Annotated in this window: 10 protein-coding genes and 1 pseudogene; 5 read left to right on the plus strand and 6 right to left on the minus strand. The window is 69.5% G+C overall.

The genetic code is table 11. The features are described 5' to 3' along the window. Window positions 1-86 precede the first annotated feature (86 nt). Complete coding sequence (gene clpB / locus IPG68_12790) at window positions 87-2,621, plus strand: ATP-dependent chaperone ClpB (protein ID MBK6764086.1); 2,535 nt, start codon at window positions 87-89, stop codon at window positions 2,619-2,621. Window positions 2,622-2,705: 84 nt separating this feature from the next. Then, window positions 2,706-3,812, plus strand: a complete 1,107-nt coding sequence (locus IPG68_12795; GenBank protein MBK6764087.1) for an endonuclease/exonuclease/phosphatase family protein — start codon at window positions 2,706-2,708, stop codon at window positions 3,810-3,812. On the opposite strand, the gene IPG68_12800 is transcribed toward IPG68_12795, so the two are convergent. Genes IPG68_12800 through IPG68_12810 form a run of 3 tightly spaced genes read right to left on the minus strand, consistent with a single transcriptional unit; the run spans window position 3,805 to window position 7,358 of the window. Then, window positions 3,805-5,499, minus strand: coding sequence for a hypothetical protein (locus tag IPG68_12800; protein MBK6764088.1), 1,695 nt, complete (start codon window positions 5,497-5,499; stop codon window positions 3,805-3,807). The genes IPG68_12795 and IPG68_12800 overlap by 8 nt on opposite strands. Before the next feature lie 21 nt (window positions 5,500-5,520). Continuing rightward, window positions 5,521-5,994, minus strand: coding sequence for a methylated-DNA--[protein]-cysteine S-methyltransferase (locus IPG68_12805; GenBank protein ID MBK6764089.1), 474 nt, complete (start codon window positions 5,992-5,994; stop codon window positions 5,521-5,523). Window positions 5,995-5,996: 2 nt separating this feature from the next. Then, entirely contained in the window at window positions 5,997-7,358 is a 1,362-nt protein-coding gene (locus tag IPG68_12810; protein ID MBK6764090.1) for a DNA-3-methyladenine glycosylase 2 family protein, read from the minus strand. Window positions 7,359-7,672: 314 nt separating this feature from the next. Between IPG68_12810 and IPG68_12815 the strand changes: the two are divergent. The 3 genes and pseudogenes from IPG68_12815 (at window position 7,673) to IPG68_12825 (ending at window position 10,966) form a co-directional block, all read left to right on the plus strand. Further along, a pseudogene (locus IPG68_12815) lies at window positions 7,673-8,613 on the plus strand (ABC transporter ATP-binding protein). Continuing rightward, window positions 8,613-9,758, plus strand: coding sequence for an ABC transporter permease (locus tag IPG68_12820; protein MBK6764091.1), 1,146 nt, complete (start codon window positions 8,613-8,615; stop codon window positions 9,756-9,758). The pseudogene IPG68_12815 and the gene IPG68_12820 overlap by 1 nt, the downstream one beginning before the upstream one ends. Then, window positions 9,755-10,966 carry an ABC transporter permease gene (locus IPG68_12825; protein MBK6764092.1) on the plus strand — a complete coding sequence of 404 codons (1,212 nt, stop codon included), beginning with the start codon at window positions 9,755-9,757 and terminating at the stop codon, window positions 10,964-10,966. Before IPG68_12820 ends, IPG68_12825 begins: the two co-directional genes overlap by 4 nt. Before the next feature lie 196 nt (window positions 10,967-11,162). On the opposite strand, the gene IPG68_12830 is transcribed toward IPG68_12825, so the two are convergent. Genes IPG68_12830 through IPG68_12840 form a run of 3 tightly spaced genes read right to left on the minus strand, consistent with a single transcriptional unit; the run spans window position 11,163 to window position 14,137 of the window. Continuing rightward, window positions 11,163-12,338 (minus strand): acyl-CoA dehydrogenase family protein, encoded by a 1,176-nt coding sequence (locus IPG68_12830; protein MBK6764093.1) that lies wholly within the window; start codon window positions 12,336-12,338, stop codon window positions 11,163-11,165. An 18-nt stretch (window positions 12,339-12,356) separates the two neighbouring features. Further along, window positions 12,357-12,995 carry a GntR family transcriptional regulator gene (locus IPG68_12835; GenBank protein ID MBK6764094.1) on the minus strand — a complete coding sequence of 213 codons (639 nt, stop codon included), beginning with the start codon at window positions 12,993-12,995 and terminating at the stop codon, window positions 12,357-12,359. Continuing rightward, window positions 12,992-14,137, minus strand: coding sequence for a CoA transferase (locus IPG68_12840; GenBank protein ID MBK6764095.1), 1,146 nt, complete (start codon window positions 14,135-14,137; stop codon window positions 12,992-12,994). The genes IPG68_12835 and IPG68_12840 overlap by 4 nt, the downstream gene beginning before the upstream one ends. Window positions 14,138-14,154 lie beyond the last annotated feature (17 nt).

Genomic DNA, 14,154 nt, shown 5'->3' on the forward strand with positions numbered 1-14,154 from the left:
TCCGTGTGGGCAGCGCTCATTAACATTGATACGAACTGACTCATAGTTGTTGACATGACCTGACCACCGCCGCCACAATAGTGGTTATGGACTTCACCACCAAAACGCAGGACGCGCTCGGGGCTGCGATCCGGCAAGCCGCAGCCGACGGGCATTCCGAAGTGACCCCTGCGCACCTTCTGCATGCTCTGCTTGCCCAGGGTGAGGGCATCGCGGTCAGCCTGCTCGACACCGTCGGGGTGAACCGGCCCGCGCTCGACGCTGATGTCCGCGCGGCGCTGTCGGCCCTGCCGGCGGCCAGTGGCTCCTCGATGGGCCAGCCGACACTGTCCCGCTCGATGCACGCCGTCCTGCAGGCCGGCCAGGACCTCGCCACCCAGCGCGGCGACGCCTTCGTCTCCACCGAACACCTGCTGATCGGCATCGCCCAGAAGCAGGCGGACCTGTTGCCGGTCGAGCCGGCGAAACTGCTCGACGCGCTGGGTCAGGTAGCCGGCGACCGCCGGGTCACCAGCCAGGACCCCGAAGCCAGTTTCCAGGCGCTCGAGAAGTACGGAATCGACCTCACGGAGCGGGCCCGCGAGGGCAAGATCGACCCGGTCATCGGCCGCGACGCCGAGATCCGCCGGGTCATCCAGGTGCTCTCCCGCCGGACCAAGAACAACCCCGTGCTCATCGGGGAACCCGGCGTCGGCAAGACGGCGGTTGTCGAGGGTCTCGCCCAGCGCATCGTGGCCGGGGACGTCCCGGAGAGCCTGCGGAACAAGAGCCTGATCTCCCTGGACCTGCCCGGCATGGTTGCCGGTGCGAAGTACCGCGGCGAGTTCGAGGAGCGGCTCAAGGCCGTCCTCGAGGAGATTTCCAGCTCCGACGGCCAGGTCATCACGTTCATCGACGAGTTGCACACCGTCGTCGGGGCCGGCGCGACCGGCGAGGGTGCCATGGACGCCGGCAACATGCTCAAGCCCATGCTGGCCCGTGGGGAGTTGCGGATGGTCGGTGCCACCACGCTCGACGAGTACCGCGAGCACATCGAGAAGGACCCCGCCCTCGAGCGCCGATTCCAGCAGGTGCTGGTCGGCGAGCCGAGTGTCGAGGAGACCATCGGCATCCTGCGCGGGCTCAAGGAGAAGTACGAGGCGCACCACAAGGTCGCCATCGCCGACGCCGCGCTGGTCGCCGCCGCGACCCTGTCCGACCGCTACATCACGGCCCGCTTCCTGCCCGACAAGGCCATCGACCTCGTCGACGAGGCGGCGTCGCGCCTGCGCATGGAGATCGACTCCAGCCCGGAGGAGATCGACAAACTGCAGCGCCAGGTCGACCGCATGAAGATGGAGGAGATGGCCCTGGCGAAGGAGACCGACCCGGCCTCGGTCGAGCGGTTGGCCAAGTTGCGCGGCGACCTCGCCGACCGCGAGGAGGAGTTGCGTGCCCTGCGCTCCCGATGGGATCTGGAGAAGGCCAACCTCGACCGCATCGGTGATCTGAAGATCCGTATCGACGAACTGCGCAACATCGCAGACCGTGCGGTACGCGACGGCGACCTCGAGCAGGCTGCACGCATCCAGTACGGGGAGCTGCCGGAACTGGAGCGGGAACTGGAGAACCAGGGCGGCACCGAGGGCGGCATGGTGTCCGAGGAGGTCACCGCCGAGGACGTGGCGGAGGTGGTCGGCGCCTGGACCGGCATTCCCGCGGGCCGTCTCATGGAGGGTGAGACCGAGAAGCTGCTGCGCATGGAGGATGACCTCAGCCAGCGCGTCATCGGGCAGGCGGAGGCGGTGCGGGCAGTCTCCGACGCGGTGCGGCGCAGCCGTGCCGGCATTGCCGACCCCAACCGGCCCACCGGTTCGTTCCTGTTCCTGGGCCCGACCGGTGTCGGCAAGACCGAACTGGCCAAGGCACTCGCGGAGTTCCTCTTCGACGACGAGCGGGCGATGATCCGCATCGACATGAGCGAGTACTCCGAGAAGCACTCCGTAGCCCGGCTGGTCGGTGCACCCCCCGGCTACGTCGGCTACGAGGAGGGCGGCCAGTTGACCGAGGCCGTGCGCCGCCGGCCGTACAGCCTGGTGTTGCTCGACGAGGTCGAGAAGGCCCACCCGGAGGTGTTCGACATCCTCCTGCAGGTCCTCGACGACGGCCGGCTGACCGACGGCCAGGGCCGCACCGTGGACTTCCGCAACACGATCCTGGTGCTCACCTCCAACATGGGTTCGCAGTTCCTCATCGAGCAGACCGTCCCGTTCGAGGTGCGGCAGGAGCAGGTCATGGCGGTCGTCCGGCAGTCCTTCAAGCCGGAGTTCCTCAACCGGCTCGACGATGTGGTGATGTTCCAGCCACTGAGTCAGACCGAGCTCGCACAGATCGTGGACCTGCAGGTGGCGGCTCTCGACGAGCGGCTGGCCAGCCGGCGGATCAGCCTCGCCGTCACTGACGCTGCGAAGACATGGTTGGCCGAGCAGGGCTTCGACCCGATCTACGGTGCCCGGCCGCTGCGGCGCCTGGTCCAGAAGGAGATCGGGGACCAACTCGCCCGGGCCATCCTGTCCGGCGATGTCCGGGATGGCCAGGCCGTGACCGTCGACGTCGAGGGCGACCACCTGGTCCTCGCCTGAGGTGCTGGCGCGCGACCCGCGCGAACGGACCAGATGTGATCGCGTGGGACCCGCGCCGACGTGGCGCGCATTAGGGTGACCCCCATGCGCACAGTCCTCATCGCCGCAACCGCCGGCGCCATCGCCATGACCGGTGCCGGGACGGCCCAGGCCGCCGACGACGTGACGGTCATGACCCGCAACGTCTTCCTCGGGGCCGACCTCGGCCCGGCCCTGCGGGCGGGTAGCGGCAGTGAGTTCCTCACCGCCATCGGCGAGATCGTGCGGCAGGTGGAGGCCACGAACTTCCCGCGCCGCGCCAAGGGCCTGGCCGCCGAGATTCAGCAGCGCAAGCCCGACCTCATCGGCTTGCAGGAGGCGGCTCTGTGGCGCAAGGGCAAGGTCGACCTCAACGCCGTCTACAACCAAGAGCCGACCGCCACGAAGGTCGTCCAGGACTTCGTGAAGATCCTTCTCAAGGAAGTCAACAAGGGCAAGGTCAAGTACGAGATCGTGAAGATCCACAACGAGTTCGACTTCGAGGCGCCGGCCGATCTCGACAACAACCTGAAGACGGGCAAATCCGGCGCGGAGGCGAACTACCGGCTGACCATGCGCGACGCCATCCTCAAGCGCAAAGGCGTCGGCATCAAGACCAAGGACCTGCGCGGCAAGCAGTACACGGTGAAGAACTCATTCACGGCGAAGGTCGCCAACTTCGTCACCGTCACGTCGCGCCGCGGCTGGCTGTCGACCCGCGCCAAGGTGGGCGACGGGCCATGGTTCACCTTCGCGAACACGCATCTGGAGGCGTTCGACGACCGAACGCAGGTACCGAGCATCCGCGCCCGGCAGGCCGAGGAGTTCGCGAAGGCGATGGCGAAGGTGAAGGGTCCGCTCATCGCCCTGGGCGACTTCAACTCCGACTTCCCGGGGTTGGTGCCCGGTGACGAGCAGGCGTTCGAGGCATTGACCGCGGCGGGCTTCAAGGACATCGGCACCATCACCCCGCTGAGTTGCTGCATCAACGACTCCTACGACCTCAAGTCCGGCGGATCGATCGACGACTTCGACCATCGCGTCGACCAGATCTTCACCACCACGCCGAAGAAGGTGAAGCGTCTCAAGACGTGGGTCGTCGGCCGCGAGCAGTCCTTCGGGTACTGGCACTCCGATCACGCGGGAGTGGTGGGCAAGTACGCGCTCAAGTGAGCGAATGCAGCCAGGCGCTGGTCTCGGCTCGCTTGCCGCGGACCCACTCCAGGCGCGCGCCGACCAGGAGTAGCACCCCTCCGGTGATCCCCAGCGCCAGCCAGCGGGGGAACAGATCCAGCGTCGCGAAGACCTGAGCCGTCGCGGCGATCGCCACCGCTGCCGCGCTCGGCACGACCAGTCCGGCCAGGTGCCGGTGGACCCCCCACAGCAGCAACCCCACGCCGCAGATCATGACCAGGGCGAAGCGGATCAGGGCCGGCTGGGCCCAGACGTCCACCCACACCAGCAGCGCGCTCGGGATCAGCGCGAAGGTGACTGCCGGTCCGTAGACGATCAGCGACCGTTGTTCGCCGGCCCGGGCCTGCAGGAGCCCGGCCATCAGCAGTAGTCCTGCGAGCACGAGGGTCGGCGTCTCGAACGACGGCACGCTCTCCCACCGCAGCAGCACGGCGACTCCCACGCTGAGTGCGCCGAACCACGCCACCGGGCCGGCAGGCCTGCGCAGCGCCAGCCCGAACATGGCGACCCCCGCCACAGCAGCCACGACGTCGAGGTGCGCGGGGTCGTGCATCACCCACGACGTCCACAGGGTGCCGGCGGCGAGCATGCCCAGGAGCACGTGCGTTCGGCCCAGCCAGAAGAGCAGCCCCGCGCCGGCCACTGCCATGCCCAGCGCCAGCCAGCCGGACTCCGGCAGCAGGCCGCCCACCAGCGTGAGCCACAGGCCGAACAGCGGCCATCCGACGTAGGCCGACGCTGTGATCCGTTCGCCGAAGACCAGCACCACCAAGAGGACGGCGGCGATCACGACGATCGCTCCCAGCGGCGGGGTCTGCGTGAGCAAGCCGAGGGTCAGCGCGACCGTCACGAGCAGGCTGAGTGTTCCGCTGAGCAGGCGCGGGACCGACAGTCCGGCCACCGCGAAGAACAGGCCGGTCGTGAGCGCCAAGTAGGTCAGCGCCGCCACGGTGGTCTCCATCTGGCCGTTGTCCAGGAACCCTGTGGCGACCCCCAGCGCGGCACCCAGGGCCCAGGGGGCGCTCAACCACCCCAGCCACGTCCAGGCCTGCAGTCCGCTCACGTGGCCGAACAACAGCCCACCAGCGGTCAGCCCGAGCGTGACGAGCAGCCAGTACGGACGTTCCGTGTCGGCCCATGCCGTCCGGATCACGCCCAGCGCCGGTGCCGCGGTGGCGATGATGACGGTCAGGGCGAAGGCGACGACGGCCAGTGCTTCGGCCGTCCGGGGCGTGCGGTGACGCAGGGCCAGGGCGGTGCCGGCGGCCAGCAGTGTCGCGACGAACATCAGCACGAGTTGTCCGTACGGCCCGATCACGTCCCAGGCCACGGCGACGAACACCAGGCCGGCCAGGATCAGAAGTCCCGCGCCGAGCCCGATGAGCAGCATCTGGGTGGAACCGCCGCGGTGCGGGACGGGCGCGGGTGCAGCCGATGCGACCGGCCAGATCCGGTACTCGTACGCTGTGGCGGGATCCGGGGGCGGTGACTGCTCAGCGATCCGGTCCCACAGCCACCGCCGCCGCTGGTCCAGGTACGCGTACTCCCTCAAGTACCCGGCGTACCCGCGGTAGCCGCACTCGCAGGTCAGCATCCCCGCGGCATCCATCTGCGCGTCGGTCAGCGGCTGACCGCAGCGCGGGCAGGTCACGCCCGCCTGGTTCACGCTCCCAGGGTATTCGCAAGGTCAGGCCGCGTGCGCCCGTTCGAAGTCCAGCAACCACTGCTTCGTGTCGATCCCGCCGGCGAATCCGGTGAGGGTCCCGGTGGAGCCCACCACCCGGTGGCAGGGGACCACGATGGACAGCGGGTTACGGCCGTTGGCCGCCCCGACCGCGCGCGCCTTGCGGGGGTCGCCGAGCCGGGTCGCCTGCTCGCCGTAGGTGATCGTGCGGCCGTAGGGGATCCCCCGCAGGATGTCCCAGGCGGCGAGTTGGAAATCGGTGCCGACTGGATCCAGGGGGACGTCGAATGTGGTGCGCAGCCCGGCGAAGTACTCGTCCAGTTCTTCGACCGCCTGCCGCAGGACCGGGTGATCGGGGTCGTCCTCGCCGGTCAGGGTTGCGCGCGGGTCGTCCGGCCACCAGACAGCCCGCAGCCCGGCATCGTTCGCCACCAGGGTCAGCGTCCCGATCGGGCTCTTGTAGTCGCAGTACGCCATCTTCAGTCCTCTCCGAGGTTCCACAAGTAGTGCATCGCGTAGGAGCGCCACGGCTTCCAGCGCTGGTCGTCGGGATCGAGGCCGCGGGCCGCGGCGCCGCGGACGATCCCGAGGTCGGTGGGCAGGCTCACGTCGGGATCCCCGAGGGCCCGCATCCGGATGTACTTGGCGGTCCACGGCCCGACGCCGGGGATGGCGAGCAGTTGGCGTTCCGCCTCGTCCCAATCGGTGCCGGGGTCGAGGCGCACCTCGCCGGCAGTCAGTCGCCGCCCGAGTTCGATCACGGTGGCGGCACGACGCCGCGGCATCTGCAGTGTGGCCTCGTCGAGCGCGGCGATCTGCTCCGGACGCGGGAAGTGACCGTGGCGGGCCAGGCGGCCAGCGGCGGTGCGGGCGGCGGCCACGCTGACCTGCTGGCCCAGCACGGCCCGGATCGCGGTCTCCGCCGGGTCGAAACCGCAGGGACTGCGCAGCCCCGGGATGCGCGCCACGGGCAAGGTCTCGCCGAGCACCTCGCTGATCGCCTGTGGATCGGCGTCCAGATCGAGCATGCGCCGCAACCGGCTGACGGCGGGCGCCAGGTCGCGCACATCCTCGATCCGCAACTCGACCCGGCAGTGGTCCTCCTGCGCGGTGATAGCGGCGTGTCCGGTGCCTCGCGGCAGGCGAAGGGTGCGGGTGAACGTCACACCGTCCCAGGTCTCCACGCCCGGGATGGCCCGCTGGCCCAAGAAGCGCAACAGGACGTCACCGGCGAACGGCCGCCGGGTGGCCAGCCGCAGGCTGATCGCGCCCGGCTCGGGGTGGCCTCGGCGCAGATCGCCCGGCGTCGCTGCGTACACCTCGCGGATCGTGTCGTTGAACTGCCGGACACTGCCGAACCCCGCCGCGAACGCGATGTCCGCGGCGGACATGGAGGTGTTCTCCAGCAGCACGCGGGCGGTGCGGGCACGGTTGGCCCGCGCGATGGCCAGGGGCCCGGCACCGACTTCCGCGGAGAGCATGCGCGTCACGTGGCGCTGGGTGTAGCCGAGGGCACTCGCCAGCCCCGCCACCCCGTCCCGGTCCACGACCCCGTCGGCGATCAGCCGCATGGCCCGGGCGACGAGGTCATCGCGGGTGTTCCACTCCGGGGAGCCGGGGGAGGCGTCGGGTCGGCACCGTTTGCAGGCGCGGAATCCAGCAGCCTGTGCAGCGGCGGCCGTGCGGTGGAACTCGACGTTGCCCCGCCGTGGTGTGATGGCCGGGCAACTGGGACGGCAGTAGATGCCGGTGGTGCGCACCGCGGTGACGAACCAGCCGTCGAAGCGCTCGTCGCGACTGGCCACGGCGCGGTAGCAGGCGTCGGCGTCGAGCGGTTCCATGGCTCGATTCTGCCCCGCGCCAGGCTCTGGCTCTGGCGGTTTTCGGACATTGCGTTCCGGGGCGCGCAGCGGCCGTCGTCGCGGTGTTCGGTCGGAGGTCCACGACGTCTTCCCGGTTGTTCCGTCGATGGGCCCCCTCACAGTGATCCTGGGGTCGCTGTCCTGTGCCGGGTGCCTGGACCTGTGACTGGTCAGCGACCCGCAGGCCTGCCCCGTCGCCGACATCCTCGTGGCTGGTGTGCGCGACGGTCTTGCGGCGCTGGGCCTCCCGGCGAGGTGACCGCCGGCCCGCGCCTCGGAGTTAAACTGCAGCCATGGATCTCCCCGTACTGCAGGTGAGAGATCTGGTGAGGCGCTTCGGCGAGCAGACCGCAGTCGACGGGGTGTCGTTCCGGATCGCAGCGGGCGAGACGTACGGGCTGCTCGGGCCGAACGGCGCCGGCAAGACCACGACGATCAACATGATCGCGGGACTGCTCACCGCAGACAGTGGTGAGGTGCGACTGCTAGGCGAGCCGTTGACGGGTGCCCGCAAGTCACTGATCGGCCTGGTGCCACAAGACATCGCCCTGTACCCGGATCTGTCCGCCGTGGAGAACCTGCGGTTCTTCGGGCAACTGCAGAACCTCAACGGCGCGAGGTTGCAGGAGCGGATCGCGCATGTGCTGGACGTCGTCGGGCTGGCTGACCGTGCCAAGGACCGCATCGAGACGTACTCCGGAGGGATGAAGCGCCGGGCCAACATCGCTGTCGGCCTGCTGCACGAGCCGCAGTTGCTCATCCTCGACGAGCCCACGGTCGGCGTCGACCCGCAGAGCCGCAACAGCATCCTGGAGGCCGTCGCGGCGCTCGGCGGTTCCGGTATGGCGGTGCTGTACACGACGCACTACATGGAGGAGGCCGAGCGGCTGTGCGACCGCGTCGGCATCATCGATTCCGGCCAGCTCATCGCCGAGGGGACCCGGGACGAACTCGTCGACCGCCTCGGCGAGAGCAGCACGGTGACGATGCGCATCACCGGTGTGCCGGAGCAGGTGCGGGGCTGGGTCGACGACCTCGAGGCGATGCCCGGGGTGACCACCGTGAAGACCGTTGACGGCCAGGTGGCCGTGGTGGCCGCCCGGGGCCGGCCTTGATCGCACCTGCGGTCCAGGCAGCGCAGTACCGGCATGTGGACGTTACCGGCGTCGATGTCGCCGAGCCCGACCTCGAGGCTGTGTTCCTGCACCTGACGGGAAAGGCGCTGCGGGACTGATGTGGCGCGACGTGTGGCTCATCGCCGCTCTCGGACTGCGGCGGTCCATCCGCGACCGGTCCATCCTGATCCAGGCGGTGGTGGCGCCTATCGTCATCGCCCTGGTCGTGGGGGCGGCGTTCGGCACCGGGTTCACCTTGAACGTGACGATCGGGATCGTCGACCGGGATGGCTCCGGTCTTTCGGGTCAGATCGCCCAGGGCCTCACCGGTGCCGGTGGCGACGGTATCGCCTTCTCCAGCCTGGACGGCGATGTGGATCAGGCCTTGGACTCCGGGGCGTACGACGCAGTGGTCGTGCTGCCCGCGGGGCTGTCCGAGGACGTGTTGTCCGGGGATCCCGCGCAGCTCGATGTGGTGGGACGCGCGACCGACCCGCTGGCGCAGTCGGTGGCGGAGTCCGTTGCCACGGGCGTGGCGGCCGATCTGCAGACGGCCCGGGTCACCGCTGTGGCTGCGACGGCCATGGGGCTCGATGCCGGGGCCGTCATCCAGAAGGCGGTGAGCGCCCCCGTCCCGATCGTCGTGGAACAGGGGGAAGTGAGCGGCACGTTCTCCGTCATGGCGTACTTCGCCCCTGGGATCGCGATGCTGTTCCTGTTCTTCATCATCGGCAATGGTGCCCGGTCCATCATCGTCGAGCGCGACGAGGGGACCCTGCCGCGCATCCTGGCGGGCCCGGTGGCACCGGCGGCCGTCCTGCTGGGCAAGACCGTGGGGGTGATGATCGTCGGTGTCGTCAGCATGACCGCGGTGTGGCTGATCACCTGGATCGGCTTCGGCGCTTACTGGGGCGATCCGGTGGGAGTGTTCCTGGTGATCGTCGCCGCCGTCACGGCGATCGCTGGGATCTCGCTGCTCATCACCGGCCTTGCGCGCACGGAGAACCAGGCCGACGCGCTGACGACCATCCTTGCGCTGCTGTTCGCCATCGCCGGTGGCACGTTCTTCTACGGGGCCTCCGGGACCCTGTCCGACCTGCGGTTGTTCACCCCCAACGGGCAGGCACTGTCCGCTCTGGTCGACCTGGCGGCAGCGCAGGCCGAGGTGGTCGAGGTGTTGCCGCAGGTGCTGTTGCTGGTCGGTGTCGGTGTCGGGTGCGCGGTCATCGGACTGGTGGCCCTGCGCAACAGGGTGCTGGCATGAGGCCGACACTGGCGACGGCGCGCGTGGAGTGGACGCGGTACTTCCGCGACCGGATCGCGCTGTTCACCACGATCGCGCTGCCCGTGGTGCTCGTGCTGCTGATCGGGCTCAGCTTCGGGCAGAGTTCGGAACGGCTGCCGGTGGGACTGCTGGCGCAGGATCCCGGCCCGCTGGGAACGAGTCTGGTGGCCGAACTCGAGCAGTCCCCGGCACTGGATGTCCAGGAGTACACCGAGCCCACGCAGTTGTACCGCGACATCCGCATGGGCCTGCTCGGAGGCGGGGTGGCGGTGCCCGCGGACGGGCAGCCGGTGCAGATCTACGTGCAGCAGGCCTCGACCGGTGCCGGAGTGGTGGTTTCCACGGTCAACGCCGCGGCGGCGCAGATCGGGACCCGGGCGACCGCGGTCGATGTGCTGTCCGGCGAGGTGCCGGTCCCGAAGGTGCAGGCGGCAGTGGACGAGGCGATGGCCGACGTCCCGGCGGTCGACGTGGCCACGCGCAGCATAGGTGCAGTGAACGCGATGGATGCCAACCGGTTCGCCTCGGCGGTGCCGTCGCAGTTGATGCTGTTCACGTTCCTCAACGGGCTACTGGGTGCGGCCGCGCTCGTGCAGGCCCGCCAGCTCGGGGTATTCCAGCGGACGCTGGCGGCGCCGCACGGCCTGGCGGTCTACCTATCGGGGCTGGGTCTGTCGCGCTTCTTCATCGCACTGGTGCAGGCCGCCATCCTGCTCATTCTCGGGCGGGTGTCGTTCGGCATCTCCTTCGGTGATCCGGTGGCGGTCCTTACGCTCGTGTTCATCTACTCGGTGATCGCCTCGGCGGCGGGAATGCTGCTGGGCGCCGTCGCCCGTACGCCCGCCCAGGCCGTGGCCGTGGCGGTGCCGGGGGGCATAGTGCTCGGGATGCTCGGCGGCACGATGTGGCCGCTGTCGGTGGTCGGCCCGGCCATGCAGCGCATCGGGCACCTGACGCCGCTCCGGGGCCAGCCGCGCGGCGGGGCGACGGGAGCCGTTGGGCGGCCAGCCAGCTGTGGGCGGGAGAGGTGCGGGCGTTTGGGAGCGATGCAACCGGTCTTTTTCGCTCCCGGGTGTGGGTCTGTGGGCTGTCGGCGCCAGCCAGCTGTAGGCGGGAGAGGTGCGGGCGTTTGGGAGCGATGCAACCGGTCTTTTTCGCTCCCGGGTGTCCGTTTCGCTCCCGGGTAGAGGTGGGGGTTACCGGCGCGCCCGCCAGGCGGGAGAGGTGCGGGCGTTTGGGAGCGATGCAACCGGTGCTTTTCCCTCCCGGGTGTGGGTCTGTGGGCTGCGGCGCCAGCCAACTGTAGGCGGGAGAGGTGCGGGCGTTTGGGGAGCGATGCAACCGGTGCTCCCCCCCTGCGGGCCTCGCCACGGTCGGGCGCCCTTAGCGGTAGGCCGCAACCCCGGTCAGGGCCTCGCCGATCACCAGTGTGTGCATCTCGTTCGTGCCCTCGTAAGTGAACACCGACTCGAGGTTGTTCATGTGCCGGATCACCGGGTACTCCAAAGTGATCCCGTTGCCACCGAGGATGCCGCGGCACTCCCGCGCGATGTTCAGTGCCTCCCGCGCGTTGTTCAGTTTGCCCAGGCTCACCTGTTCGGGCCGGATGAGGTGCTCGTCCTTGAGCCGGCCGAGGTGCAGCGCGAGCAGCGTGCCCTTGCCCAACTCCAAGGCCATGTCCGCAAGCTTGCGCTGGGTCAGCTGGAACCCGGCGATCGGCCTGTCGAACTGCTCGCGGCTGATGCTGTAGTCCACGGCCGTCTCCAGGCAGTCGCGAGCCGCGCCCAGCGTGCCAAACACGATGCCGAAGCGCGCCTCGTTGAGGCATGACAGCGGTCCGCGCAGGCCCACCACGCCGGGCAGGACCGCGTCGGCTGGCAGCCGCACCTCGTCGAGGACCAACTCGCTGGTGACGGAGGCCCGCAGGGACAACTTCTTGTGAATGAGGTGCGCGCTGAAGCCCGGGGTGTCCGTCGGAACCACGAAGCCGCGGATGCCCTCATCGGTGCGCGCCCAGACGACCGCCACGTCGGCGACGTTGCCGTTGGTGATCCACATCTTCGTGCCGTTCAGGACCCAGTCGTCGCCGTCCCGCTTGGCGCTGGTGAGCATGCCGCCGGGGTTGGACCCGAAGTCCGGCTCGGTGAGGCCGAAGCAGCCGATCTTCTCGCCAGCGGCCATGCCCGGCAACCACCGCTGCTTCTGCGCCTCGGACCCGAACGCGTGGATCGCGTACATCGCCAGCGACCCCTGCACGCTGACCAGCGAGCGGATGCCCGAGTCGCCGGCCTCCAGTTCCAGACAGGCCAGGCCGTAGGCAACAGCCGATGTCCCCTGGCAGCCGTAGCCCTCCAAGTGCATGCCCAGCACGCCGAGCTCGCCGAGCTCCAAGGCCAACTCGCGGGCCGGGATTTCGCCGGCCTCGAACCAGTCGGCCACCTGCGGCTTGATGCGGGTCTCGACGTAGTCGCGCACCACGTCGCGGATCGCCCGCTCCTCCTCGCTGAGGAGGTGATCGATGTCGAACAACTGGAAGGGGCTCTGGGGTGCTTTGCTCATGACTTCTCCTCGGTTGGCTCAGGCGGTCCGTTGCCGGAGCAAGTGGGAACGCACCCACGCCACGGAGTGGTCGCGGTGCAGGTCGTGCAGGCGGATGGTCTCGGGGACATCCCGGCGGCGCAGGGCCTCGATCATCGCGGCGTGTTCTTCCCGCACCCGCTCACGGTTGCCCGACTGCTGGAAGTACAGCGTGCGGTAGACGTCGGAAGTGTCCCACAACTGCCGCAACAGGCGGGTCAGCCGGGGCATGCCGGCGGCCTCGAACAGCGCGAAGTGGAAGCGCCGGTTGGCGTCGGTGACGGCGGCGAGGCCGCTGGCTTCCGACACGGCCTGTGCCAGTCGCTCCAACTCGGCGACATCCTCGTCGCGCAGGGTGGGCACCGCGGTGCGGATCGCCTCCTCCTCGAGCAGGCTGCGCACGCGGTAGACCTCCTGCAGGTCGGTGACGCTCAACTCCGTCACGAAGTAGCCGCGATGGGGGAAGTGCGTGACCAGCCCCTCGGCGGTCAGCAACTGCAGTGCCTCGCGCACGGGGACCCGGCTGACCGCGTACCGTTCGGCGACGACCTCCTGGATCAACTGCTCGCCGGGAGCCAGCTCGCCGCTGAGGATGTCGGATCGCAGCGCGTCGAGCACACGTTGCTGGGCGGTGCTCATCGGCCGCTCCGGTCCTTCAGCAGGGCCAGCACCTGCTCGCGGTCCTCGCCGACTTCCGGCGGGGCGGTGCGGTACTCCGCGGGTGTCCGGGAGTAACGCACCGGGTTCGCCACTTGCGCAACGGGCTGCGGGCGACGGGAGTCCGCAAGCGCAACGACGGGCCCGAGCCCGAGGTCAGCGGCCAGCGCCACACCCTGCGCGACATCGTTGATAGGGCCGCAGGGCACACCGGCTGCGGTGAGTGCGGCCTGCCAGTCGTCGGCCCCGCGGGCCGCCAGCAGGCCCTCCAGTAGGCCCTTGAGTTCCTCCCGGTGGGCAACGCGGGTGGTGTTGGTGGGGTAGTCGCCGGCCAGTTCCGGCGAGCCGAGCACGGCGACGAGCCGGGCGAACTGGGTGTCGTTGCCCACCGCGATCACCATCGGACGGTCGGCGGTGGCGAAGACCTCGTACGGGGCGATCGAGGGGTGGGCGTTGCCCATCAGGTCCGGCACCACGCCTGCGCCGGCGTAGGCCGACGACTGGTTCACCAGCGACGACAGCAGCGCACCGAGCAGAGTGACCTCGAGGTGCTGGCCCGTGCCCCCGTGGTCCCGGTGTCGCAGGGCCGCCAAGATCCCCACTGCTGCGTGCAGTCCGGTGAGCACGTCGACCACCGCAACCCCGGCCTTGGTGGGCTCGTCGATCCCCGTGATGCTCATCAGACCACCCATGGCCTGCACGAGCAGGTCGTACCCGGGCAGGTCGCGCCCGGCGCCGGTGCCGAAGCCGCTGATCGAGCAGTAGACGACGTCGGGGTTCTGCGTGGCCACCGTGTCATAGTCAAGACCGAAGCGCCGCAGGCCGCCGGGTTTGTAGTTCTCGACCAGCACGTCGCAGGCCGCGGCCAGATCCTGTGCCAACGCCACGTCGCCTGGCCCCCCGAGGTCCAGGGCGATCGACATCTTGTTGCGGTTCACGGCCTGGAAGTACGTGGATTGGCCGTCGGCGGTGAAGGGCGGTCCCCAGGCCCGCGTGTCGTCTCCTGCGCCGGGACGCTCCACCTTGACCACCGTGGCACCGAGGTCGGCCAGCAGCATCGTGGCGTACGGTCCGGCCAGCACGCGGGTGAAGTCCGCGACGAGCACCCCGTCGAGAGCGGCCATGGTCACAGTCTCCTTGC

It is taken from the genome of Micrococcales bacterium (assembly GCA_016703125.1).
In the GTDB taxonomy this organism is placed as follows: Bacteria; Actinomycetota; Actinomycetes; order S36-B12; family UBA10799; genus JADKAV01.

Coding starts and splice junctions, on each gene's coding strand:
- clpB (MBK6764086.1), top strand. CDS start 87: ATGGACTTCACCACCAAAACGCAGGACGCGCTCGGGGCTGCGATCCGG.
- IPG68_12795 (MBK6764087.1), top strand. CDS start 2,706: ATGCGCACAGTCCTCATCGCCGCAACCGCCGGCGCCATCGCCATGACC.
- IPG68_12805 (MBK6764089.1), bottom strand. CDS start 5,994: ATGGCGTACTGCGACTACAAGAGCCCGATCGGGACGCTGACCCTGGTG.
- IPG68_12810 (MBK6764090.1), bottom strand. CDS start 7,358: ATGGAACCGCTCGACGCCGACGCCTGCTACCGCGCCGTGGCCAGTCGC.
- IPG68_12820 (MBK6764091.1), top strand. CDS start 8,613: ATGTGGCGCGACGTGTGGCTCATCGCCGCTCTCGGACTGCGGCGGTCC.
- IPG68_12825 (MBK6764092.1), top strand. CDS start 9,755: ATGAGGCCGACACTGGCGACGGCGCGCGTGGAGTGGACGCGGTACTTC.
- IPG68_12830 (MBK6764093.1), bottom strand. CDS start 12,338: ATGAGCAAAGCACCCCAGAGCCCCTTCCAGTTGTTCGACATCGATCAC.
- IPG68_12835 (MBK6764094.1), bottom strand. CDS start 12,995: ATGAGCACCGCCCAGCAACGTGTGCTCGACGCGCTGCGATCCGACATC.
- IPG68_12840 (MBK6764095.1), bottom strand. CDS start 14,137: ATGGCCGCTCTCGACGGGGTGCTCGTCGCGGACTTCACCCGCGTGCTG.